The organism is Thioclava sp. FR2 (genome assembly GCF_051200875.1).
Classification (GTDB): Bacteria; Pseudomonadota; Alphaproteobacteria; order Rhodobacterales; family Rhodobacteraceae; genus Pseudotabrizicola.
Map to the genome: position 1 here is coordinate 752,178 of NZ_CP195191.1, position 22,879 is coordinate 775,056.

Sequence of the window (22,879 nt, forward strand, 5' to 3'; positions counted from 1 at the left end):
CCTGTTCCATGCGCCATACAATCGCTGAAATTGCAGCCGCTCTGGGAGCGGAGTGTGCCGGTGAAATCAGCCTTTCGGTCATGCGTGTAGCCGAGCCTGAGCAGGCTGGTCCCTTGGACCTAGCGCTATGTGTGAACCCGAAATATGCAGAAGGTGTAGCCAAAGGACAGGCTAGGGCAGCAATGCTGTGGCCTGGTGCTGACTGGGCCGCGATGGGTCTAAAGGCCGCGATCTTTGCGCCGCGTGGCCGTCTGGCAATGGCTGGTTTGACAGCTATGATGGATCCCGGCCCGCAGATCGCAGTGGGTATACACGCCCTTTCAGTTATTGATGAAACGGCAGTTATCGGAAGTGGAGCGGCCATCGGCCCATTCGTAACAATCGGCGCCGGTGTCACGATCGGCGCAAATGCTCGTATTGCGAGCCATGTATCTATCGCAGAAGGCGCAGTCATCGGATCAGATGCGCTAATCCTTCAAGGCGCAAGAATTGGTGCCCGTGTGGTCATCGGCGACCGGTTCATTTGTCAGCCTGGCGCAGTCATCGGCGCCGATGGTTTTTCGTTTGTCACTCCTGAAAAATCTGGCGTCGAGGAAATCCGCGAAACGCTTGGTCAACGCGATCAATTCAAAGAGCAAAGTTGGACACGCATCCATTCGGTTGGTGCGGTGACCATCGGGGATGACGTCGAGGTTGGTGCAAATGTCTGTATTGACCGTGGAACCATTCGGAACACCGAAATTGGTTCAGGGTCAAAATTGGATAATCTTGTTCATGTCGGACATAACGTGCAAATCGGCCGTGACTGCCTGCTATGCGGGCAGGTTGGCATCGCTGGCTCTGCAAGAATTGGCGATCGTGTCGTCATGGGGGGGCAGTGCGGCGTGAATGACAATATTTTCGTTGGAAACGACGTGATTTGCGGCGGTGCGACCAAGGTTTTCACCAACGCGCCTGCGGGGCGAGTGCTTTTGGGCTACCCAGCGGTCAAGATGGAAACCCATGTCGAGATGCAAAAAGCGTTGCGGCGTCTGCCAAGACTTGCGGCAAAGGTTGCTGAAATCGAGAAAGTCATCCAAAAGTCATGAAAGCTGATTATACCCGGAAGGGTTTGAACAGACGGGGTGACCATGACTTCAGTCATAGACACGATTATCGCCATTATAGCTGAAAAAGCTCTGATTGACGCTTCGCGTCTGCGGAGTGAGTCAAAACTGGAAGACTTGGGACTAGATAGCCTCGCACTGGTTGAGACGATTTTCGCCATTGAAGAGCGTTTTGACATCCAAGTGCCGTTCGATGCGAACAATCCGGATGCTTCCGAGTTCGATTTGACGTCAATCGCGTCAATTGCAACGGCCGTCGAAAGCTTGGTCGCGCAACGGGCAGCGTGATCCGTGGCAAAGCGGGTTGTCATCACTGGGGCGGGGACCGTGAACGCCCTGGGCCATAACGTTGCAGAAACGCTCAACGCCTTCAAATGCGGCATCTGCGGGATTGCGGAGCTTGACATTACAGACGCCGATAGGCTGCAAAGCCGAATTGGTGCTCAGGTCAAGAACTGGCCAGCGGATGATCGCTTCTCACCGCGTGAAAATGCACTTTACGATCGTGTGACCCAGTTCACCGTGGAAGCAGCAAGGCAGGCTGTTGTTCAATCTGGGCTTTCTTTCGCAGAATCCGCCTTGGCGGGCAGCGGTGCCATTTTAGGAACGGCAGGTGGGGGGCTGGAAACCATAGATTCCAATTATCGCGCAGTTTTTGCCGACGGAAAGAACAGGGTTCCTCCGTTGGTGGTCCCCAGATTGATGCACAATGCCGGAGCCAGCCACCTGTCGATGATCTACGGATTACATGGGCCATCTTTCACCGTTTCCTCCGCCTGCGCCAGTTCCAATCATGCCATGAGTTTGGCTTTCCAGTTCGTCCGCTCCGGTGCTGCGCCGGCTATGTTGACGGGGGGCGCCGAGGCGATGCTTTGCTTTGGCGGATTGAAGGCCTGGGAGGGACTGAGGGTAATTTCCTCAGAGGCATGCCGTCCGTTTTCCATCGGGCGCTCTGGCCTTGTTCAAGGCGAGGGGGCTGCGGTCTTTGTTTTTGAAGACCGTGACCATGCTTTGGCCAGGGGAGCGGTGATCCTTGCCGAAGTCATTGGCGCGTCGATGAGCGCGGACGCTCAGGATATTGTCATGCCTTCCCTTGAGGGCGCGATGACTGCCATGAATTTAGCTTTGGCGGACGCTGGTATTGCTCCTGAAGACGTCGGCTACATCAATGCCCATGGAACAGGGACTGCTGCCAACGACCGAGTTGAATCCGCTGCCATTGCTCAGGTCTTCAAATCCGGCCCACCTCCTGTTTCTTCGACGAAATCCATGCATGGCCATGTGATTGGTGGAACCGGCGCAATCGAGTTGCTCGCCTGCCTTCTGGCAGTGCAAGAGGGGGTCTTGGCGCCGACGATTGGCTGGCAAGGACAAGATCCAGACTGCTTGACAGATGTAGTCGCCAACTCCGCACGAACTGCAGACGTCGATGTTGCTATGTCAAATGCATTTGCCTTTGGCGGTCTGAGCAGCGTTCTTGTTTTGAGAAAAGCCCAATGAAAAAGGCCACCCAAACGGGTGGCCAAAGGTTCGCAACTACAGTCGACCCTTATGGGTTGGTTTTCGATACTGCGTCATAACCGGCCGTGAAGCCTTTGAGCGAAATTTCGGCATTCACTTTCTGATCCGGAGCCACAACCGGAACGATGGTGATCGTTGCTTTCGCGCCCTTTTTGAACTGTGCAACTTCATCTGCTGTGAACCCAATCCGGGCAATGCAGCCAATGCTGGAGCAGAAGTTGAACGGGTAAACTTTCGGCTTGCCACCGTCTACGGCAATCAACAGGTTTTCCGTCAATAGCGTTTCCAGTGGAACGATGACTGTTGCGCCTGCTGCGGCTTCACCACCGGCTGGCAGATTGAACATGCTAAATTCCGAAATTGCATTACCTTCGCCGTCGCGCAACAACTGGTAAAGTTGGCACGGATCCGCGCCGTCTTCTGTACGAATGCAACGCTGCTCCCAAGATTCAAATTTTGCAGCCACATAAGTTGACCCGATACCGTCATCTGCAACCGGCTTGCCGTCAGCACCCGCTTCGGCACCCATCGAAAGACCGTCGGCACTGGCACCGTCAACCGGTGCTGCCGGAGCAGCGGTTCCCTGAGCAGAAGCCTGTACAGCGAAAGCCACCGCGAAGGCAGCTGATACAACGAGCGATCTGAAGGTCGTCGAAGAAAGTACAGAAGTCATCTTTGATCCATCTAGCCTTTTGTTTGGCAATTTATAGCTGCGATGGATTAGCACGCATCCGTCACGCTGTCAGGTGCCAATTACACGACCTAGGCAATGTACCGCCGCTGTTCCTATGAAGGCGAATCCGAACCGGAAAAATGAAAAAGGGCCAGTGGTCTGGCCCTTTTTCACATTTTTTATTTTGCTCCCTGTCGGACTGGCCGACTTCATGGGGCAGACGCTACGGTGGATTCTATCGGTCGTCAACAGGGAATCTGTCATTTCTTGCGTGTCATAAAGATGAAAAAAAATCTTGGGTTTTCTAAGGGGATAGTAAACATACGTGCGGAAAGGGACGGGCTACCTTTTCCGATCTTTGTTCAGTGACGAACGGACTAGCGTGACGTCGGGAAGGCTGTATGGTTGGTACGCGAAGGCCCGCACGGGCAGGCAGTAACGAAGAAATAGGGTAAACGCGTGTCAGAAGAACCATTCATTTTCGTCGGTGGCGGTGGAGAGGGCTACGTCCATCCGCAGCGCTTGCTTCTCAAGTATGGAAACCGCCATGGGCTGATCGCGGGGGCAACCGGCACAGGCAAGACTGTTACGCTTCAAATCCTAGCCGAAGGATTTTCTGCAGCAGGCGTTCCCGTCTTCCTCTCGGATGTCAAAGGTGACTTGTCGGGCGTCGGCGCCAGCGGCAGCCCAGCTGCAAAGTTGCATGAACCCTTCATGAAACGCGCTGCGACCATTGGGTATGATTTGCAGTATCGGGCGTTCCCCGTAACCTTCTGGGATCTGTTTGGAGAGCAGGGGCACCCGATCCGCGCGACGGTCCACGAAATGGGGCCGCTTCTTCTGTCGCGCTTGCTGGAGCTGACCGAACCGCAGGAAGGCGTCTTGAACGTCGCATTCCGGCTGGCCGACGAAGAAGAACTGCCACTGCTGGATTTGAAAGATCTTCAAGCTCTGTTGGTTTTCATAGGTGAAAATGCCAGCGAGATCTCGACACGTTATGGTTTGGTCTCGACGGCTTCTATCGGTGCAATCCAAAGGCGGCTTTTGGTTCTTGAAAACGAGGGAGGTGCAGGCTTCTTCGGTGAGCCGGCGCTTGATCTTATGGATCTGATGCTGACTGACGCAAATGGATTGGGCCGCATCAACGTCCTTGCAGCGGACAAGCTGATGCAATCCCCTCGGATGTACGCAACCTTTTTGCTCTGGATGCTTTCCGAACTCTTCGAGAACCTTCCCGAAGTTGGAGATCCCGATAAACCCAAATTGGTGTTCTTCTTCGACGAGGCGCATCTTTTGTTCCAAGATGCTCCCAAAGCGTTGGTTCAGAAAGTCGAGCAGGTTGCACGTCTGATCCGGTCGAAGGGTGTTGGGGTCTATTTCTGCACGCAGAATCCCGCAGACGTTCCAGAAAATATCCTTGGTCAGCTGGGCAACCGCGTGCAACACGCCCTGCGGGCCTTTACCGCAAAAGACCAAAAAGACCTGCGGATGGCTGCCGAGACCTACCGCGACAACCCGCGCTTCAAGACAGAAGACGCAATCCGCGAGGTTGGAACCGGCGAGGCAGTGACCTCATTTCTGGAATTGAAGGGAATACCGGGAGTGGTCGAACGCACTTTGGTGCGGCCACCATCCAGTCAACTTGGGCCCATTGACCCGGCGGTTCGTGCGCAATTGGTTGTTCAATCGCCGCTGAAAGGGAAGTACGAAACAGCGATCGACAGAGATAGCGCCTATGAACGATTGCGTGCGCGTGAAAAGGCTGCGGCTGACGAATTGGCCAAAGCAGAAAGTGCACCAGCGAACACTGATCTTCGAATTGATCCGGATGAGTTCAAAAAAGCACGGCGCTATGACGGCGGAAGCCGTTCAGATGACGGAAAATCAAAGCGGACCAGTTCCAGCCGAAGTGACTCTATTGGTGAGACTTTCGCCAAAAGCTTTGCCCGCCAACTGGGAAGTAAAACGGGGCAGGCCATTGTTCGCGGCGTGCTCGGCTCGATCTTCAAAAGCCGCTGATTGTGAAGGATGCGCCCTTCAAAGGGGGCGCATTTTCAATTTCGTGATCCGGTTTTCACGGCGCTGAACCACCTCAAACCGAAAGCCATGGAAGCTGAAGGCCTGACCTTCATTCGGGATCATCTGAGCTTCGTGTATGACAAGACCAGCAATTGTGTTGGCTTCGTCATCAGGAAGATTCCAGTCAGTGGCCCGGTTCAGGTCGCGAATGGTCATTTGTCCTTCGACAAGGAAATCGCCATTTTCTGCGCGCTTCAGACCGCTTTCTTTTTGAACCACGTCAAACTCGTCCGTGATTTCGCCCACAATCTCTTCGAGAATATCTTCAAGAGTGATCAATCCCTGCAAGGAGCCATACTCATCGACAACCAGCGCGAAATGCGTCCTGCGTTTCAGGAATTCGCGCATCTGTTCGTCAAGCGTTGTGGTTTCCGGGATGAAGTAGGGCTTCATCGCAACTTTGACGATATCAAGGTCTTTAATCGACTGCACTGAGCCGTCTTCGCCCCTCACCAGCCGATCAACCTCACGCAACAGATCTTTCGCGTGAACGACACCAAGGATATTTTCTTCATCGTCCCGAAACAGTGGCAACCGTGTGTGGGGGCTGGCCAAGACCTTCGTGATGATTTCATCCGGTGAAAGGTCGGCATCCAACATTTCTATATGGCGCCGATGGCGCATGATTTCGTCTACGGTCCGATGGCCAAGATCAAGTGCCCCCAAAAGGCGGTCTCGGTCTTCCTTCTCCACCGCGCCTTCGCTGTGGCCCAGCGAGATGGCACCGACAATTTCTTCGCGCATAGCCAACAGTTTGGCCTCCGGGTCGGCTTTGACCCCGAAGACCCGCAGGATAACGCGTACCAGGGCGCGCACCACCGATACGATCGGGGCAAAGACCAAGATCAGCAGCCGAATGACCGGAGCAACCTTTACAGCCACAGCTTCGGGGAAGGTGATCGACACGGTTTTTGGCAAGACCTCTCCAAAGATCAGCACAAGAACCGTCATAACCATCGTTGCCAAAGCAACACCGGAATCACCAAAAAGCCGAGTAAACAGTGCCGTAGCCAGCGAAGCTGACAAAATATTCACGACATTGTTGCCCAGCAGGATAGCACCAATCATGCGCTCGCTGTCCTCGGTGACAACCATGGCTGAATTTGCACCACCTGATCCCTTGTCCGCCAAGGTCTTTAGCTTTGCTCGCGATGAGGCCGTCAGCGCCGTTTCAGAGCCTGAGAAAAATGCCGACATGACCAGCAAACATCCGATGCCGAAGGCCGTCAGCCAAAAGGCAGAGTCGAGCGAAGTGGAATCCATTAGTCCCTTGTCCGTCCTACGCGATTTCTTGGGTTATGGGGGCAGGTTGGGCTGCGTTCAAGAGTTTCGGCTTTTCTTCGCCAAAGGATGATGCGTCAGCACAAGGTCTTTCAGGTGATCGTCCAGCACATGTGTGTAGATTTCCGTTGTCGCTACATCTGCGTGGCCCAGTAATGTCTGGATCACGCGCAGGTCGGCACCACCGGCCAACAAATGGGTCGCAAAAGCATGGCGCAGAGCATGGGGTGTCACCGAGGCTGGTGAAACGCCAGCTGCGATGGCCAATGACTTTAGCAGGTTATGGAACTGCTGGCGGGTCAAATGCCCCACAATCCCTGAGGAAGGGAAAAGAAACCGTGACACAGGAATGCCTTGCGACTTCGCCCGAGATTCAGCCTCGTCGCGGATCTGCAGCCAGTCGTTTATGGCAACGCGCGCAGGCGTCGACATTGGAACCATACGTTCCTTGCCTCCTTTTCCGCGCACCAGTACCATCTTTGGATCGCCCCGCACGCTGGAAACGGGCAAAGAGACAAGCTCGGTAACACGCAATCCAGTCGCATAAAGCAACTCTAGCATAGCTGTGTTGCGAAGCCTTTCTTCTTTAGATCTTCCGAAGGTTCGAACGACAGTCAATAGGCGGTCAACCTCGTCCCTTCCCAAAGCTTTAGGCAAGCGCTGGACAGCTCCGGGGCCCTTGATACGGACGGCAGGGTCGTCCGCTCGCCAACTTTCTTCATGCGCAAAACGAAAAAGCTGCCGTATCGAAGAAAGGCGCCGCGCACGCGTGGCCTTGGAAAGACCGTTCGCGTCACAAGAAACGAGATAATCTTCAATATCTGCCTTGCTTGCCCCAGCGAAATCGATCTTGCGATGTTCAAGCCAAGAGAGGAAGTCCTTGAGGTCGCGTCCATAGGCGAGCAGCGTATTTCGCGAAGCATCCAACTCTGCTGCCTGTGCGTCCAGAAAGGTAGAAATCCATTGCAGCATATTTCCGGGGGCCGTCATCCCCGTCGCTCCAGCAACACCAACTGCAGCGCAGTACGGCGCGCGGCATCTTCCATTCCAACATGACGCAGAAAGGTTAGACCAGAGGTAACCAGTTCCAACTGTCCCTGCAGGCCCTTTGCGATCTGCTGAATCGCCAAAAGTATCCCTTCACCCAATCGCCGTTGGTCCAGCAGCTCTTGATACTCCGGCCCCAGAGATTCAGACAGGAATGCCGGAGCAATTGCACGCTGGAGAGAATCCTGGGGAACCGCGTCGATCAGATTTCCCGTTGCAATCGCGATCAGGAATTTCTCTTGCGGCTCAGCTGCATTACGGCCTTTGGCGACGCTTTCATACTTGCCTGACAGCAAGCCGATTTCAAAGGCGATCCGATCTGCCTCACCGGTCAAGACCACCTTTGCAAGACTATCGCTGAACAGCAGCGCAAAGGGCACCTCCAGTTCGGCATCTGACATCGCTTCCCAAGCCGACTTCAAATGTCTTGAGATGTCCTCGGATTTCCCAGATGCCAAAGCGGCCTCTAGTTGTTGGATTGCATCCACACGGTCCCAGACACCGCCGGAAGCGGCAGGTGACCGTTCAGAATAAAGGCCAAGCAATCTGTTTGGCGGAATTGCACCGACACGCGCCAAGCGTTCGGCGGCTTCGATTTGCGACTTCCACCCGGCAGTCTCCATCAGCTCTGCATGAGAGAACGCCACAGGTAAGCTGTGGGTTGGGAAAGGCTCTCCAATGGCTTCGAACAGCCGCCAATTCAACGGGGTTATCCGAGAGGGAACGGGCAGATCTGCTTCGCCTTCAAAGAGATCTGGATCAAGGAAGCGAGACAAGAGCCTGTCTTCTTCCTCTGTGATCTGACCCAAAGCCTGAGCTGTGCGCAGTGTAAGCGCGGCTGCGTTCCAATCTCCCGACCGGGCAAGACAGAAAATTCTTGCCTGAAACGTCGGTGCAAGATTTGGGACCGCCTGCATTTTCTCACAGCCCTGATCTTCGTGGCCCGTCAAGAGGGCAATATCGAAAGCGCGGCGAAACAATTCTGCATTCATAATGCCAGAAGCATTGATAAGCGCTTCCGCCTGATCAAGCGCCCCAATGTCTAAAAGCTTGTCGGCTCTTGCCATCAGAAGTTTGCCAGACCGAGATGAGTCCGATGGCGGCGATGCTTCAGCAAGCAACAGCATCATCAGAACACCCTGCAGTGCTGGCAGAGGTTCGCTCCCACCTTCAGCGATCTTGCCAATGATCTCGGATTCAAGGCCCATTCCCCAAAGGTCGGCGGGCAAACCGGTAACAGTCGCGGCAAACAGGCCAGCGGCATCCGGAGAGGGTGCATCCAGTGCAGAGACGCTGACACTTTCCGGCAAAGCACCATCCGAGTCCACCGGTGCCTCAGTTGGACGAGACTTACCGCTATTGCTCGGGCTGCCAACGACCGTTCCTCCCGGCGTAGAAACGGACTGTGACAACCAGTCAATCGCTGAAAGCGGATCTTCCGCCGAAGCAGGCTGCGACAGAAGGATTAACCCTGCGCACAAATAGGGGAACGCGCCCTTAGTCGGCATTCAAGGTAACCGGAACGGTTATCTGACTTTGCGCAGGAGAAAGATCAGCCAAATAGGCATAGCCTACAAGCGCGAGTGCCCCAAGAATGCCTAGCGCAAAGATTAATTTTATAAGTCGCCCCAGCACCGATTCTGCCCTTCTGTCCGGTTTTTCCGCGTCATCCCGGTGTAATCCCGGGTTTCTTCTCCGCCACAGCCGGGCCAAGATGGCAAAGCTTCGGCAAGATTTTGCACGATTATATATGGCAATCGCGGCAAGTTCACGCCATGAGATGAAAAAAGCGCGTGATGCGGGCAAGTCCCCGCGCAAGGAAGAGCTGCACGGGGGAAATATGGCGCGGCTGAAGAAGACCGTCGCAATGGTTGGAATGATGGGTGCTGGCAAGACGGCTGTGGGCAGCGCCGTTGCGCGGGCTCTGCGCGTTCCGTTTCTCGACTCGGACGAGGAGATCGTAAAAGCCGCGAATTCAACCATCGCCGAGATCTTTGAGAGAGATGGCGAGCCCTTCTTTCGCGCGCGGGAAACTGAGGTCTTAGGGCGGTTGCTGCGCGGGACACCCTGCGTTCTTTCAACGGGTGGCGGGGCGTATTTGGCCGAGTCCAATCGCCGCCTGATCTCCGAGGCTGGTGTCGCGGTTTGGCTTCGGGCCGATATCGATCTGCTTTGGCAGCGTGTTCGACACAAAACGACACGGCCGCTTTTGCGAACTGACAACCCTCGCGAAACGCTTCGCAAGATATACGAGGCGCGGGTGCCGCTTTACGGCTTGGCTGACATAGTGGTCGATTCTTGCCCCGACCTGTCGGTCGAAGAAATGGCTGGCCGCGTCATCGAGGCACTTCGTCAGCGTCCAGATGTCCTTGAAGGAGAATAAGATGGCCATCGACGTGGTTTCCGTAGCCCTTGGTGCGCGGTCATATGACGTCCGCATTGGCGCCGGGCTGATCGAAAGGGCAGGGGAAGAAGTCGCTCCTTTTCTGCATCGCAAGAAAGTGGCCGTTGTCACAGATGACACGGTTGGCCCTTTGCACTTGCAGTGCCTTTTGGATTCCTTTGCCCAACAGGGAATTGCCGCAACCTCCCTGACACTTCCGGCCGGCGAAGGAACAAAGAGTTGGCAGTATCTAGCCCAGGCGACCGAATGGCTCTTGGAGCAGAAGATCGAACGCCGTGATCTTGTCGTGGCCTTCGGTGGCGGTGTTATCGGTGATCTGATCGGTTTTGCTTCGGCAATCATGCGACGGGGTGTTCGCTTTGTGCAGATCCCCACGTCACTATTGGCACAGGTCGACAGTTCTGTCGGTGGGAAAACAGGGATCAATACGGCTCAAGGGAAGAACCTCGTCGGCAGCTTTCATCAACCAAGCTTGGTTCTTGCCGATACATCGGTCCTTGAGAGTCTGACCCAACGCGATTTTCTCGCTGGTTACGGAGAAGTCGTCAAATACGGCTTGCTCGGAGATTCCACATTCTTTGAGTGGCTGGAAGAAAACGGCACAGAACTCTACGCTGACCGCGAAAAGCGGCAGAAGGCTGTCTTGAGATCGGTTCAAATGAAGGCTGAAATCGTTGAGCGCGACGAGACCGAAGAAGGCGACCGCGCGCTTTTGAACCTTGGCCATACGTTCTGCCACGCTCTGGAAAAAGCGACAGGTTATTCAGATCGGTTGTTACATGGTGAAGGCGTGGCGATTGGCTGCGCCCTTGCCTTTGAACTTAGCCAACGTCTCGGTCTTTGCTCTCAAGAAGTTCCAAGCCGCGTCAGAGCGCATTTGCGGGCAATGGGAACGAAAGTGGACTTGGCTGACATCCCGGGTGAGCTGCCCTCCGCCGAAGCCCTAGTCGCGCTGATGGGGCAAGACAAAAAAGTTGTCGACGGAAAACTGCGTTTCATTCTGGCCCGCGGAATTGGCGCGGCCTTCGTTACAGACCAAGTTCCGCCAGAAACTGTAAAGACGCTTTTGTCGGAAGCCTTGGGGCGTCGAGGGTAGTCGCCTATAACGTCTTAAAACAACAGCTTATAGACGTTGCCTTGGGTATCAGAGGCGGTGCCAGAACCACTTGTTGTTCCGCTTCCCATGGCAAATTGCCCCTGCACGATCGTTCCATTTCGGCAGACCGCGTAGATTTCTCCGCGGTTGATTCCGCCGACGCTCTCGCTGGATTTGCTAAGCTTTCCGCCCAGACCACGAATCGAAAGATCGATGCCCCTTACATTGGATTGGACGCGCGGCGCGACCGACGTCCACGTGCCTTCGCATTTTGCCCTGTCCGGCAGACGGAAATTCAGCTCACCGGAATTCCCAGTCTCGTTTGATGCCCGGGCCACAATGACCGGCGGAGGCGATTGTAACGAGAGTGGGCCTGCCGTGGGATAAAGCTGCATGGTTGTCCCAGACCCGCATGCCGCAAGCCCACTGAACAGTCCGATCATACCAATCCAAAGCCGCATCGTCGCAATCCTGCTCGCTGGCCACTTTCTGTGGCTTCCACCTTTTGCGAAGCGCATATTTCGGAAGAGTTTGCATGGCAAGGGCCACCGCGCTCGACACATCCGAACCGCCACGATTTGGCAGTTTTGGTGTCACATCATGCTCTGAACGAAAGTTGGCTGGGGTGCTAGGATTCGAACCTAGGTATGGCGGTACCAAAAACCGCTGCCTTACCACTTGGCGACACCCCAACCGTGCGGCGGTGTTTAGCGAAGCCCGTTTGGGGGTGCAAGGGGGGAAGTGCTGAAAAAATGCATCTCTTGGCGAAACTTCCTCGCCGGGGTATGGGACAGCATGGAAAAGGTTGATGTCATCATATTGGGCGCAGGCGCTGCTGGCTTGTTCTGCGGCATCGAAGCCGCAAGACGAGGTCGAAAAGTCCTCGTTGTTGACCATGCAAAGGCCGCCGGAGAGAAAATCAGAATCTCTGGGGGAGGGCGCTGCAATTTTACCAATCTGGAAGTCTCCTTCGACCGATTCCTTTCGCAAAATCCTCGCTTTGCGCTGTCGGCGCTGAAACGCTACACGCAGTGGGACTTCATCGACCGGATGAAGGAGTGGGGTATTGCGTGGCACGAAAAGACGCTTGGGCAGTTGTTTTGCGATGTCTCTGCACGCCAGGTGGTTGATGCCTTGTTGCGCGACCTTGCGAAGGCTGGCGGACAGCTTTGGCTAGAGACAAGCTTGGGCGACTTGCGACTTGAAGGCACAGATTTCATTCAAGATACCAGCCGCGGCCCGGTCAGGGCGCAATCGGTTGTTGTAGCGACCGGCGGAAAGTCGATCCCGAAAATGGGCGCCACTGGGCATGGCTATAAAGTGGCCGAGGCGTTCGGCCTCCCCTTGGTTGATACACGTCCAGCGCTGGTTCCCCTGACTTTTGCCCAGCAGGAACTGGAATGGATGACACCTCTGGCCGGTGTGTCCGTTTCTGGCAAGGTCAAGCATGGGCGGACAACCTTCGAAGAATCTCTTCTTTTCACGCACCGCGGCCTGTCTGGGCCTGCAATATTGCAGATCTCCAGCTATTGGCGCGAGGGTGACAGCATTCATCTTGACCTTTCAGAGGGGCGGGATCTTTCAAAAGCCCTGCGCTCAGGCCGACAAAATCACCCCAAGGCCGCCCTTCGAACTGTGCTTTCCGGGCTGATCCCGGATCGTTTGGCCCGACACTTTGAAGATATGCATGGGATTACCCAACCCATCGGGGCACTTTCCAATGCGACGCTTGACGCAATCGCTATGGATCTTGCGGAGTGGCGTCTGACCCCGGTTGGGTCAGAGGGGTACCGAACGGCAGAGGTTACCTTGGGGGGCGTTTCGACCGACGCGCTTGACGCACGCAGCATGCAGGCAAAGTCGGTACCGGGCCTGTACTTCATCGGCGAAGTTGTCGACGTCACCGGTTGGCTTGGCGGCTATAATTTTCAATGGGCTTGGTCATCGGGGTGGGCTGCAGGGCAGGTCGCCTGACCCACCCCGAAAACTTACCACTTATGCGCTCACCTGTTCTCGCAGGATGGCTGCGGTCATCGAGATCATCAGATAGATCCCGGCAAAGATCAAAAGCGCGACCATCGTATTTTCGAAGGCTCGCGGATAGCTTGCTTCATCGGGGGGAATCGGCGCCACAGAAATTGAAAGATAGCGAACTTGGCGATTGGCTTCATTCCTTGCCGTTTCCATCGCCTGAAGCGATTGCGCCAAAAGGAGTTGGCGAGTCTGCACATCACTTTGCGCAACCAGCAGTTCGGACTGAACCTGTGCCAACGACTGACCGCCGTTTTCTCCTTCGGTCAGCTTGGCGCGAAGAATGGCAATTTCCGACTCCAAAGTGGCAATCCGCCGCTTCAGGGGCTCCATGCGCGCAGCGTTTGGTTGGGCATTTGCTTCCATTTGGGCAAGGCTCAGTCGATCCTGACTCAACTGGGTTTCCAACTGGCCGATTTGCGAGGTGATCAGGGTCACTTCGACTTCGGAAGACAAGACCTTGAACTGCTCTTGCAACTCAACCACTCGCCTTTGGGCGGCCAGCATCGCGGCTTCCGCCTCTTGGTAGGACTCGCGGGCACCACGCATCTGGTCTTCGCGCAAACGTTGGGTCAGATGGTCAACTTGCTCTTCGGCATAGCCAATCAAGGCTTCCGAGAACTGGGCAGAGATATTGGGATCAGCCGCGATCACCTCCATCTTGATGATGCCCTCGGTCGGGTCATAAGCGATTTTTACGTTACGACTGTAGAGCTTATAGCTCGACTCGACGGTTGCATTCGGTGCCAGCCGTTGGATCGGGTCAATCGTCTGATCCGAGAAATGCGACCTAAACCCTTTATCCTTGTCCAGCCGCAACATGGCATCGCGGCTTTGCAGATAGCCTTGCACCGCGATCGAATCCTGAGATGTCGCAAATTGCGTTCCAGACAAAAGTCCGCCCAAACCGCCCGCTCCAGCGCCGGACGGGGCCGCTTGTTGAATGACGAACTCGGTCTTTGTTGCGTAAAGCGGGGTCGCAACGACATAGTAGTACCACCCTGCCAGTAATGTCGGCAGGAAAACGAAGAAGAACAGCCGTGCAGCCAGCAGGGCAGAGCGTCTGCGCCTCCGACGGGCTATATCCCTCTGAATCTGCATCAGTTCGGTAAACTGGCCTTTGTCGGTCCGTACCTCGGTGGAAGGCAGCTTCGTGGCTTTCACGGTCTGCGGCAAGTTCGTGGCTCCTACCGACGTAACGGTAACTTCGGTACTCAGGGCCGTGTCTTCATCTCCATCCTCGGCCAAGATATCGCCATCAGCCGAGAGCATTTCCATAAGTGAATTTTTGCCAAAGGGATCCAGCCCCTTGGCCCGCAGCAAGCGGACAGCGTCGAAATCGGATGTCGCCGGCAATCCATGCTTCTGGGCAAGACGGCGAGCCATGCGAAGTTGGCGACCTGTTAATCCTTCACGCCGGATTTGCTCAAGTTCCGATGCCGCCGGGTCCGCAGACTTTTCGACGGCCGGTGGCAATGGAATTGCGGACACAGGTGTCACGGCCGAACTCAACGAGGGTGAGGCAGGCACCGTATTCGACGGTGCCGAAGACGGGGCAGGGGTCACACGCTGCGTGGCCGTGACTGCGCGCAGCCGAGGCGGCACGGCACCGAGTGGCGCTGCAGCCGGACTTTCGTCGCGGCGCAGGTTATAGCGTTTGATTTTAAGCTTCATAGTCATACAGGCGCTTAGCCTCTTGAAGGGTCTCGAACATATGCAACTGGCCATTGCGCAGCACAGCAGCCTGACGACAGAACTTTTCTAGTATCTGTGCTTGGTGACTGACAATCACGAGTGTTGCATTTTTCAAGCGATCTCGCAGGATTGCTCCGGCCTTCCTGTTGAATTCGACATCAGTCGTCGACGGCATTCCTTCATCGACAAGATAGATGTCAAACTCAATCGCCAGCATCAGCGACAATGAAAATCGCGCGCGCATGCCTTGGCTATATGTACCAATCGGCATGTCGAAATATTCGTCGATACCGCAAAGCCAACGGCAAAATCCTTCCACATAATCCGGATCAAGCCCGTAAAGACGTGCGATGTAACGGGCGTTCTCGGTTGCGGTGTGTTTGCTGACCACGCCCCCCATAAAGCCCAAGGGAAAAGAAATGCGCGATGTGCGCAGAATCGAGCCTTCGTCGGGCTTTTCCAATCCGGCCATCATGTTGATGATCGTCGTTTTTCCGGTGCCATTGGAAGCCAGAATGCCGAGCGAGCGCCCCTCCTCGACACGGAAAGAGGCACGGTCAAGAATGACCTTGCGTTGTTTCCCGGTCCAAAAGGATTTCGAGACGTTGTCGAACTCGATCACCTGTGCGTCCTTCTCGGTCTAGCCCTCGTTCACCGCATTGGCTGAGGGTAAGTACTGGTGTTTGCCTAAGAAACGTTTTGACCAATTTAGATGCAAAACACGGCTTCGCTGCACGAATTAGACCGTCATTCGGGCAGGATTATGTCCGAATGAGAGACAAATTGGCAATCCCAGACGGATTGAAGAGCCATCGGCGCGTCACCGCCTTACCAGCAACTTCCCGATCAGAATTGCAACCGGCGCCATCAGGAAAGTAACAACGAAACCGGCACGGGCTGCCTCGGCCATCCCGCCACCGGGAAGTGCTGCATCCAAGGCCAAGACCGGAACCGTAAAGCCTATACCTGAAATCAGCGCAACCAAGACGAAGTCGCGCAAACGGGCGCCTGCTGGCATAGGAAACCCACTTAGACCAGCACAAGCTGCACCGATCAGAATGCCAATTGGCTTTCCGATCCACATGGCCGACAGCACGGTTGTCGTCGTCGGTGCAATCGCCAAGACATCCACACCGCCACGAGTCAAACCAAACAGGAACAAGATCACAGCGAGTGGCCGCACAAAAAGGTGCGCCAAACGGTTCAGGGGATCATGCAGAAATTCTTCGGCTTCCGCGAAAAGCCCGAAGGCGCGGTCGGCATGGGGAATCGCCGGGATAATTGGAAGAAAGCCCAGTGCGCCCGGAAGACCGGCCAAAACCACCCCCAACCACGAAAATAGTCCAGCAATCACATAGGGCCAAAGTTGGAAGGCACGCCGTTGATCGCGCTCTGTTGAATTGGATTTCGCGTGACGCCCAAACGTCCACCAAACGCCAAAGGCAGAAACAGCGGTCAGCAAAAGCCAAAGCAAACGGAGATCCGCCGATGGGCTGGTAAGGCCCACAATAATCAGACCGGTGATGTCACTGCCGATGGTCAGCAACAAAAGCAGATGCAGTGCCGGATGCCCAGTGCCAAAGATGAAGCGGCCAACGAGATAGCACAACACGACATCCGACCCGATGGGCACCATCCATCCCACACCCGGCGTCGCTTCCAAAGCTGTTTCGACAATCGCTCCGGTGATAAGCCACAGACTGACAGCCCCAATCCATCCGCCAACCATGCCAGTCAATGGCAAGATCGCCCGCCGACCGGACAGGGCGCCGCGCTCGAGGATCAAGGCCTCCCAAAGCTCCTTGCCAACGAAAAACAAAAAGAACGCCATCAGCCCTTCAGACACCACCGATAATGGTGTGGGAACAAACGGCGCGTTCACCAGCCAATCAGGAAGGCTCACTTCGAAAAGCCGCCATTCAATGGCGTCGTAATAGCTTTCGGGTGACAGATTCAGCCAAACCGTCGCCAATGCCACACCCGAAATCAGGGCAAAGGCGAAATGTCTGACGAAAGGCGAAACACGATACATTCAGTTTCCCAACGGCTTATCGGTTTATGGTGACGCGACGGACCAAAGAGCTGGGCCATCTCATCGCTGATCTATCGCTTCGGATGATGCGCCGCAATTGACCCACAAGGATTGCTTGGCCCTGTTGCGTTGTGGCAAGACTCGGTCAGCAACGCTTTGCAAGTTCCAGAACCACATGTCCCATACACTAACGCAGAGAATCCTAGCGTGTCGTCTGTGCGAAAATTCATTCCATGCAACCCGTTCCGGTCACACGCCCAGACCTGTGGCTTGGTTTCACCGGGACGCTCGGCTGTTGATTGCAGGACAAGCGCCCGGCGCGCGCGTTCATGCCTCTGGAAAGCCATTCACCGATCCTTCAGGGGACAGGTTAAGGGATTGGCTGGGATTGGATGAGAACGCATTTTACGAAAAATGCAAAATAGCAATCGTGCCGATGGCATTCTGCTTTCCGGGCTATGATGCAAAAGGCGCAGACCTGCCGCCCCCGCGCATCTGCGCCCAAACATGGCGCGCCGAGGTCATGGGTGAACTTTCCAACATCGCTTTGGTCTTAGCCGTCGGCAGCGCGGCTATTCGCTGGCATTTGGGGCAGAGCAATGTGACCGTCACAGTGCGCGGATGGCGTGATTGGTACGAAAAAACTGGTGTCTTTCCCTTGCCTCATCCGTCATGGCGAAATACGGCATGGCTCAAACGGAACCCTTGGTTTGCCGAAGAGCTTTTGCCCGATCTCCGTCGCGCAGTCGCTTCGGTTCTGGAGATGCCCGATGTCTGATGATGTTGTCACTTTGCTTGATGCTGCCCATGCTGCGGTTTCGGCGGATCCTGAAAACGAAGCCGCGCGTCTTAGGTTCTATGAACGGCTTGCCGATGGCGAACTGTTCCTGCTTTTGGAAAAAGATGCCGAAGGAGAAACGCTGGAACCCCGCCTCTTTGATCTGGACGAAGGGACTTTTGTACTCGTCTTCGACAGAGAGGAGCGATTGGCCGAGTTTGCAGGTGGGATTGCCCCCTATGCTGCTCTGCAGGGTCGTGTGATTGCCGGTCTTTTGAAGGGACAGGACATTGGTTTGGGCGTCAACCTTGGTGTCGCTCCTTCCGAAATGCTACTGCCAGCAGAAGCGATGGATTGGCTGGCACAGACACTTGAAGCTGGACCTCAAGACGCGAAAGGCATGCCGAAGCGGTTTCACGCGCCAGCCGGCCTCCCAGAGGCACTTATCTCTGGTTTGGACGCTAAACTTGCGCGCGCGATGGGCTTGGCGAGCGCAGCCCTGCTCTCAGCCGTAACCTACGACGACGGCCGCCGCGGGCATCTACTGGCTTTCCTTGATGCTGCCGAAGGGGCCGAATCCGCCTTGGCCCGTGCCGCAAGCGAGGCCTTGGTGTTTTCTGGAATCGAGGCCGGTGAAATTGACGTCACCTTCTTGAAAAGCGTCGATCCGGCAGCGGTTTCGATGGCCCGCGTGGCGCTCAGGTTTGATCTCCCAAGCCCGATCCAGCCGGATGAGACCGTCAAGCCCAGTGCCCCGGGGATGGATCCTTCCCGTCCGCCAAAACTGGTCTGATCCATTCTCCTTGCACCTCAGCCCCACCATTTCGATAGGCCACCGCGGCTAGGATGCTTGACCTTCCTCATCGGCCCGAATAGCTCACTGCCATGGCACGCGCTCCTCTTCTCCAGCTTTCGAACATATCGCTGACCTTCGGCGGCAATCCGGTTTTTGACGGGCTTTCAATGGTTGTCCAACAGGGCGACCGTGTCGCCCTTGTCGGGCGCAACGGGTCAGGCAAATCAACGCTGATGAAGGTGATGGCGGGGCTGGTTGAGGCCGATCATGGAGCCCGTGTCGTTCCTCCGGGCACGTCAGTCGGCTATATGGAACAAGACCCTGACTTGTCGGGCTTTGCGACACTGGGCGATTTCGCTGCCAGCGGTCTGCCGGAAGGCGAGGCATACCGCGTCGCGGTTGTCGCCGAAGGTTTGAAATTCGACCCGTCCACACCTGTCTCCACAGCTTCGGGCGGCGAGCGGCGACGCGCTGCCTTGGCAAAGCTCTTGGCCGAAGCGCCGGATCTGATGCTTCTGGACGAACCGACGAACCATTTGGACATTCAGGCCATCGAATGGCTTGAACGCGAGCTGAGCGAAACACGCGCCGCCTTCGTGCTGATCAGCCACGACCGCGCTTTCCTGCGCGCCTTGACCAAAGCGACGTTGTGGATCGACCGTGGAGAGGTCCGCCGTCGAGAAGCTGGTTTCGAAGGCTTTGAAGAGTGGCGCGAACAGGTTTGGGCCGAAGAAGATGAGGCCCGCCACAAGCTTGATCGCAAGATAAAGGCCGAGGCGAAATGGGCCGTCGAAGGGATTTCAGCGCGACGTAAGCGGAACATGGGCAGGGTGCGGGCGCTTCATGCCCTTCGCGCTGAACGGGCGTCACAAATTCGCCGCCAAGGCACTGCTGCGCTGGAATTGGAAAGCAACACGGTCAGCGGTAAAAAGGTGATCGAGGCGACAGCAATTTCGAAAAGTTTTGGTGAAAAATCTATTCTCAAGAACTTTTCCCTTCGCGTCCTTCGTGGTGACCGCATTGCTTTCGTTGGCCCCAATGGCGTTGGCAAAACGACCCTGCTGAAAATGCTTTTGGGCGATGTGCAACCGGATGAAGGCAGCGTAGTTACCGGAACCAATCTGGAAATTGCTGTTTTCGATCAGACCCGGGCACAACTCGACCCTGAGGCTAGCCTTTGGGAAAATCTGACAGGCGATCCGCTGATGCGGGTGTCTGGCGCGTCGGATCAGGTCATGGTGCGCGGAACGCCAAAACATGTGGTTGCCTATCTGAAAGACTTTCTGTTCGATGAGCGGCAGGCCCGCGCGCCTGTGAAATCGCTGTCGGGCGGCGAAAAGGCACGCCTGCTTCTCGCCAAGCTGATGGCAAAGCCATCGAACCTGTTGGTTCTGGACGAACCGACCAACGATCTGGATGTCGAAACGCTCGATCTTTTGCAGGATATCTTGGGCGAATTCGATGGCACGGTTCTATTGGTCAGCCACGATCGCGATTTCATCGATCGGTTGGCCACGGCCACTGTAGCAATGGAAGGGGACGGTAAGGCAACCGTCTATCCCGGAGGCTGGTCGGACTATGCCAGCCAACGCCCCGAACCTGCAGTTGTGGCAGCAAAGCCGCAAGGCCGTTCCGAGCCTGAGAAAACTAGGGGAAAGCCCGATGAGCCGTCCATTGTTTCGAAGCCTTCGGAACGTAAAGGGCTGAGCTTTACCGAAAAGAAACGACTGGATAATCTGCCGGCAATCATGGAACGCCTTGAGGCAGAGATTGCCAAGTTGACCGAATTTCTCTCGGACCCTGATCTGTTCTCCAAAGAACCGATCAAGTTCCGTAAAGCGACCGAAGCACTGACCGAACGCCAAGAGGCATTGGCCAAGGCCGAAGAAGACTGGCTGGACCTCGCCGACCGAGCCTGATTTCGACGTTTAGGTCTACCACTTGCCGCTGGCGCCCCCGCCCGACGACGACCCGCCCCCGAAGCCAGAGGATGACCTGTCGCGATCCCGTGTCGGCGAAATTCGATAGGTCTCCGTCTTGTCAAGGCCACAAGAGGGGCAGTGCGTTCGTAACATGCCACGACCTGCCGAGTCCATTCCCGGCGCTTCAAGCACTTCCCTTGACCGCACCATTCCCCGCCGACCACAGTTTGGGCAGGACTTCAGCCCGGCAAGAAGATCCCCCAACCGTTCTTTCATGGCCAAGCCGGAAACCGCCCCGAAGAACAGGAGAATCATCCCGATCAGCCCCCAATCCTCGGTCTCGAGCGTTTCCTCTGGAACCGGTTGACCTGCCACAAACGGGTGCGCGATCAGTTCATATACTGCCGAAACGCCAGCCTCTATGCCCTCTGCATAGCGATCTTCCCGAAATTCGGGCAGCATATAGCGGTCAATCACCCGCTGTGCCGCATTGTCCCAAATGACCGGGTAGGCCGAACCCAAGGCAATTCTCATTTCCCGATCTGTCCGCGCAACAAGAACTAGTATTCCATCATTGCGCGAACTGTCACCGACACCCCATTGATTAAAAAGTCGTTTCGCATAATCTGCGATCGGCTCTCCGACCCCGCCATAATCCGCAGTCCGTTCCATCGTGACGACGACGACATGAACCCCCGTCTCGTCGCGCTGTGCCTGAATCGCCTGAGAGATGCGCTGCTCAACCTCCGGCGGCAGAAGGTCTGCAAAGTCGTTGACCCGGTCCGAGATCGGATCAGGCAAACCCTGAGCCCATGCTGCAAACGGGAGGAAAACCGCAAAAAGAAAGACGCGAAGCATAATCACCCCATCAGTTCCGCAATGACCTTTGGTGCCAGCATGACATCTTCTTGCGTGCAATCAAACTGACCAACTTGCATCCGGATCACATAACGGCCGCCATGCATTGTTTGCGTCAAATAAATCCGCCCGTCATCATTGATCCGTGCCAGCAATGCCTCTGTCCGGGCGTTGGTGTCGCATGCAAAGGTGAAGAGCGAAAGCGAGGGTTTTGTTATGATTGAGATTCCCGGAATCTTGGAAATGGCTTCGCAGGCCTCATTGGCCCAGTTAACGTGATTTCTTATCCTGTTTCTCAATCCGTCCAGCCCATAGGCCCGAAGTGTGAACCACAATTTCAACGCCCGAAAGCGCCGACCCAACGGCACGGTCCATTCGTTGAAATTGACGATCTCTTCTTTTCCTGCGGTTTCCAGGTAACTGGGACGCAGACCCAGCGTTTTGACCTGCGGAGTTGGATCACGCAGGAATTGGACGGCGCAATCGAATTGTGCACCCAACCATTTATGAGGGTTGAAAACAATGCTGTCCGCTGCCTCAACACCGTCCCATAACCCTCTGAATTCCGGGCATATCATCGCACTACCGGCCCAAGCCGCGTCGACATGCGTGGTCAGGTCGGCAGTTTTGGCCACGGCGACGCAATCTTTGATCTTATCAAAGGCCCCAACGCTGGTGCCCCCGGCACAAAGAATAACCCCAATTGGCAGAAAACCCGCCGCCCGATCAGCAGCGATGGCCCCAGCCAAGGCCCCCGGTTTCATCGAAAGACTGGAATCTGTCGGTATCTTGACCAGATTTTCCTGCCCGATACCGGCGATGCGGGCGGCCTTGTCCACACTCGAATGCGTTTGTGCGCTTGCATAAAGACGCAAACGCGGGGCGCCCGAGAGGCCGTTGGTCAGCCCATGCCAGTTCAACGCGGCTTCGCGCATGGTCAGAACCGCCGAAAGCGTGGCCGTGGTCGCGCTGTCATGGATCGTGCCCGTGAACCCTTCGGTCAAACCAAGTGCCTGGCGAAGCCAATCGACCATGACCTGCTCGACTTCCGTCGCGGCGGGCGAGGTCTGCCAGATCATGCCCTGTGCGGCGATGGCATTGGCTAGTTGTTCTGCCAACATACTGGCAGGAGAGGCATTGGCAGGAAAATAGGCAAAGAACCGCGGGTGCTGCCAATGCGTGATGCCCGGCAATATTTCCTCGAAATCTGCAAAAATCTGGTCCATGGCCTCAGGCGCTTCTGGAGGGACTGGCGGAAGCTGTCTGGCAATCTTTCCGGGCTCCAGAGGCGCGCGCACGGGACGTTCACGCAGATGCGCGTGATAGTCATGGGCCCAGTCGGCCGCGCGTTTCGACCATTCGCGCAGATCATCGTGGTCCATTGGTCCCTCCGGCAGAATTCGGCCCAAAGGTTGCATGCTGTCATCGGGTCTGCAAGTTCACCATGCCATTGCGCCAAGGCACACGTCATTTCGCTTGGCAGCGCAGGGACCTTGCGCTATGCCAACGGCATGACACCGCAAATGATCATTCGCATCTGCTGCATTACCCGCTGACCAT

General features: G+C 55.8%; 20 protein-coding genes and 1 tRNA gene. 10 read left to right on the forward strand and 11 right to left on the reverse strand.

The features are described from left to right. Positions 1-8: 8 nt before the first annotated feature. The 3 genes from ACSBLW_RS03625 to ACSBLW_RS03635 are packed head-to-tail and all read left to right on the forward strand — an operon-like array spanning position 9 to position 2,606. Complete coding sequence (locus tag ACSBLW_RS03625) at positions 9-1,088, forward strand: UDP-3-O-(3-hydroxymyristoyl)glucosamine N-acyltransferase (RefSeq protein WP_435258873.1); 1,080 nt, start codon at positions 9-11, stop codon at positions 1,086-1,088. Between the two features lie 42 nt (positions 1,089-1,130). After that, positions 1,131-1,394, forward strand: coding sequence for an acyl carrier protein (locus ACSBLW_RS03630; RefSeq protein ID WP_435258874.1), 264 nt, complete (start codon positions 1,131-1,133; stop codon positions 1,392-1,394). Between the two features lie 3 nt (positions 1,395-1,397). Further along, positions 1,398-2,606: a beta-ketoacyl-[acyl-carrier-protein] synthase family protein gene (locus ACSBLW_RS03635; protein WP_435258875.1), complete on the forward strand. Its 1,209-nt coding sequence runs from the start codon at positions 1,398-1,400 to the stop codon at positions 2,604-2,606. 49 nt (positions 2,607-2,655) lie between these two features. Here ACSBLW_RS03635 and ACSBLW_RS03640 read toward each other — a convergent pair whose 3' ends face one another. Further along, complete coding sequence (locus ACSBLW_RS03640) at positions 2,656-3,300, reverse strand: invasion associated locus B family protein (RefSeq protein ID WP_435258876.1); 645 nt, start codon at positions 3,298-3,300, stop codon at positions 2,656-2,658. Positions 3,301-3,759: 459 nt separating this feature from the next. On the opposite strand from ACSBLW_RS03640, the gene ACSBLW_RS03645 reads away from it, so the two are divergent. Continuing rightward, entirely contained in the window at positions 3,760-5,319 is a 1,560-nt protein-coding gene (locus ACSBLW_RS03645) for a helicase HerA-like domain-containing protein (protein ID WP_435258877.1), read from the forward strand. Between the two features lie 18 nt (positions 5,320-5,337). Here ACSBLW_RS03645 and ACSBLW_RS03650 read toward each other — a convergent pair whose 3' ends face one another. The 3 genes from ACSBLW_RS03650 to ACSBLW_RS03660 are packed head-to-tail and all read right to left on the reverse strand — an operon-like array spanning position 5,338 to position 9,035. After that, positions 5,338-6,642 (reverse strand): HlyC/CorC family transporter, encoded by a 1,305-nt coding sequence (locus ACSBLW_RS03650; protein ID WP_435258878.1) that lies wholly within the window; start codon positions 6,640-6,642, stop codon positions 5,338-5,340. A 57-nt stretch (positions 6,643-6,699) separates the two neighbouring features. Continuing rightward, on the reverse strand, positions 6,700-7,650 hold the full coding sequence (locus ACSBLW_RS03655; RefSeq protein ID WP_435258879.1) for a site-specific tyrosine recombinase XerD: 951 nt from the start codon (positions 7,648-7,650) through the stop codon (positions 6,700-6,702). Further along, the gene (locus ACSBLW_RS03660) at positions 7,647-9,035 is read right to left on the reverse strand and encodes a hypothetical protein (protein ID WP_435258880.1); all 1,389 of its coding nucleotides are present in this window, start codon (positions 9,033-9,035) and stop codon (positions 7,647-7,649) included. Before ACSBLW_RS03660 ends, ACSBLW_RS03655 begins: the two co-directional genes overlap by 4 nt. Before the next feature lie 512 nt (positions 9,036-9,547). On the opposite strand from ACSBLW_RS03660, the gene ACSBLW_RS03665 reads away from it, so the two are divergent. Beyond that, positions 9,548-10,090: a shikimate kinase gene (locus tag ACSBLW_RS03665; RefSeq protein WP_435260036.1), complete on the forward strand. Its 543-nt coding sequence runs from the start codon at positions 9,548-9,550 to the stop codon at positions 10,088-10,090. Between the two features lies 1 nt (position 10,091). Then, complete coding sequence (gene aroB, locus ACSBLW_RS03670) at positions 10,092-11,207, forward strand: 3-dehydroquinate synthase (protein WP_435258881.1); 1,116 nt, start codon at positions 10,092-10,094, stop codon at positions 11,205-11,207. 14 nt (positions 11,208-11,221) lie between these two features. Here aroB and ACSBLW_RS03675 read toward each other — a convergent pair whose 3' ends face one another. Next, complete coding sequence (locus ACSBLW_RS03675) at positions 11,222-11,602, reverse strand: hypothetical protein (protein ID WP_435258882.1); 381 nt, start codon at positions 11,600-11,602, stop codon at positions 11,222-11,224. A gap of 222 nt (positions 11,603-11,824) precedes the next feature. Then, positions 11,825-11,899 (reverse strand) — tRNA-Gln (locus tag ACSBLW_RS03680). Between the two features lie 103 nt (positions 11,900-12,002). Here ACSBLW_RS03680 and ACSBLW_RS03685 point away from each other — a divergent pair. After that, complete coding sequence (locus tag ACSBLW_RS03685) at positions 12,003-13,181, forward strand: NAD(P)/FAD-dependent oxidoreductase (protein WP_435258883.1); 1,179 nt, start codon at positions 12,003-12,005, stop codon at positions 13,179-13,181. Positions 13,182-13,202: 21 nt separating this feature from the next. Here the strand turns inward: ACSBLW_RS03685 and ACSBLW_RS03690 are convergent, their stop codons facing one another. The 3 genes from ACSBLW_RS03690 to ACSBLW_RS03700 all read right to left on the reverse strand — a co-directional run bounded on the left by ACSBLW_RS03690 (position 13,203) and on the right by ACSBLW_RS03700 (position 16,965). Continuing rightward, entirely contained in the window at positions 13,203-14,912 is a 1,710-nt protein-coding gene (locus ACSBLW_RS03690; protein ID WP_435258884.1) for a capsule biosynthesis protein, read from the reverse strand. Continuing rightward, complete coding sequence (locus ACSBLW_RS03695) at positions 14,902-15,555, reverse strand: ABC transporter ATP-binding protein (RefSeq protein ID WP_435258885.1); 654 nt, start codon at positions 15,553-15,555, stop codon at positions 14,902-14,904. The genes ACSBLW_RS03690 and ACSBLW_RS03695 overlap by 11 nt, the downstream gene beginning before the upstream one ends. 198 nt (positions 15,556-15,753) lie before the next feature. After that, on the reverse strand, positions 15,754-16,965 hold the full coding sequence (locus ACSBLW_RS03700) for a Na+/H+ antiporter NhaA (protein ID WP_435258886.1): 1,212 nt from the start codon (positions 16,963-16,965) through the stop codon (positions 15,754-15,756). A gap of 175 nt (positions 16,966-17,140) precedes the next feature. Here ACSBLW_RS03700 and ACSBLW_RS03705 point away from each other — a divergent pair, with 175 nt between their 5' ends. The 3 genes from ACSBLW_RS03705 to ACSBLW_RS03715 all read left to right on the forward strand — a co-directional run bounded on the left by ACSBLW_RS03705 (position 17,141) and on the right by ACSBLW_RS03715 (position 20,458). Further along, entirely contained in the window at positions 17,141-17,743 is a 603-nt protein-coding gene (locus ACSBLW_RS03705) for a uracil-DNA glycosylase family protein (RefSeq protein ID WP_435258887.1), read from the forward strand. Beyond that, the gene (locus ACSBLW_RS03710) at positions 17,736-18,536 is read left to right on the forward strand and encodes an SseB family protein (RefSeq protein WP_435258888.1); all 801 of its coding nucleotides are present in this window, start codon (positions 17,736-17,738) and stop codon (positions 18,534-18,536) included. Before ACSBLW_RS03705 ends, ACSBLW_RS03710 begins: the two co-directional genes overlap by 8 nt. 92 nt (positions 18,537-18,628) lie before the next feature. Next, on the forward strand, positions 18,629-20,458 hold the full coding sequence (locus ACSBLW_RS03715) for an ABC-F family ATP-binding cassette domain-containing protein (protein WP_435258889.1): 1,830 nt from the start codon (positions 18,629-18,631) through the stop codon (positions 20,456-20,458). 15 nt (positions 20,459-20,473) lie between these two features. On the opposite strand, the gene ACSBLW_RS03720 is transcribed toward ACSBLW_RS03715, so the two are convergent. Beyond that, positions 20,474-21,319 carry a TPM domain-containing protein gene (locus tag ACSBLW_RS03720; RefSeq protein ID WP_435258890.1) on the reverse strand — a complete coding sequence of 282 codons (846 nt, stop codon included), beginning with the start codon at positions 21,317-21,319 and terminating at the stop codon, positions 20,474-20,476. Between the two features lie 2 nt (positions 21,320-21,321). Next, positions 21,322-22,701, reverse strand: coding sequence for a pyridoxal phosphate-dependent decarboxylase family protein (locus ACSBLW_RS03725; RefSeq protein WP_435258891.1), 1,380 nt, complete (start codon positions 22,699-22,701; stop codon positions 21,322-21,324). Positions 22,702-22,879: the final 178 nt, after the last annotated feature.

Excerpts from the sequence above, each read along its gene's own strand:
- ACSBLW_RS03625 (WP_435258873.1), top strand. The coding sequence starts at position 9 with ATGCGCCATACAATCGCTGAAATTGCAGCCGCTCTGGGAGCGGAGTGT.
- ACSBLW_RS03630 (WP_435258874.1), top strand. The coding sequence starts at position 1,131 with ATGACTTCAGTCATAGACACGATTATCGCCATTATAGCTGAAAAAGCT.
- ACSBLW_RS03640 (WP_435258876.1), bottom strand. The coding sequence starts at position 3,300 with ATGACTTCTGTACTTTCTTCGACGACCTTCAGATCGCTCGTTGTATCA.
- ACSBLW_RS03650 (WP_435258878.1), bottom strand. The coding sequence starts at position 6,642 with ATGGATTCCACTTCGCTCGACTCTGCCTTTTGGCTGACGGCCTTCGGC.
- ACSBLW_RS03655 (WP_435258879.1), bottom strand. The coding sequence starts at position 7,650 with ATGACGGCCCCCGGAAATATGCTGCAATGGATTTCTACCTTTCTGGAC.
- ACSBLW_RS03665 (WP_435260036.1), top strand. The coding sequence starts at position 9,548 with ATGGCGCGGCTGAAGAAGACCGTCGCAATGGTTGGAATGATGGGTGCT.
- aroB (WP_435258881.1), top strand. The coding sequence starts at position 10,092 with ATGGCCATCGACGTGGTTTCCGTAGCCCTTGGTGCGCGGTCATATGAC.
- ACSBLW_RS03675 (WP_435258882.1), bottom strand. The coding sequence starts at position 11,602 with ATGCAGCTTTATCCCACGGCAGGCCCACTCTCGTTACAATCGCCTCCG.
- ACSBLW_RS03685 (WP_435258883.1), top strand. The coding sequence starts at position 12,003 with ATGGAAAAGGTTGATGTCATCATATTGGGCGCAGGCGCTGCTGGCTTG.
- ACSBLW_RS03690 (WP_435258884.1), bottom strand. The coding sequence starts at position 14,912 with ATGAAGCTTAAAATCAAACGCTATAACCTGCGCCGCGACGAAAGTCCG.
- ACSBLW_RS03700 (WP_435258886.1), bottom strand. The coding sequence starts at position 16,965 with ATGTATCGTGTTTCGCCTTTCGTCAGACATTTCGCCTTTGCCCTGATT.
- ACSBLW_RS03705 (WP_435258887.1), top strand. The coding sequence starts at position 17,141 with ATGTCCCATACACTAACGCAGAGAATCCTAGCGTGTCGTCTGTGCGAA.
- ACSBLW_RS03710 (WP_435258888.1), top strand. The coding sequence starts at position 17,736 with ATGTCTGATGATGTTGTCACTTTGCTTGATGCTGCCCATGCTGCGGTT.
- ACSBLW_RS03715 (WP_435258889.1), top strand. The coding sequence starts at position 18,629 with ATGGCACGCGCTCCTCTTCTCCAGCTTTCGAACATATCGCTGACCTTC.
- ACSBLW_RS03720 (WP_435258890.1), bottom strand. The coding sequence starts at position 21,319 with ATGCTTCGCGTCTTTCTTTTTGCGGTTTTCCTCCCGTTTGCAGCATGG.
- ACSBLW_RS03725 (WP_435258891.1), bottom strand. The coding sequence starts at position 22,701 with ATGGACCACGATGATCTGCGCGAATGGTCGAAACGCGCGGCCGACTGG.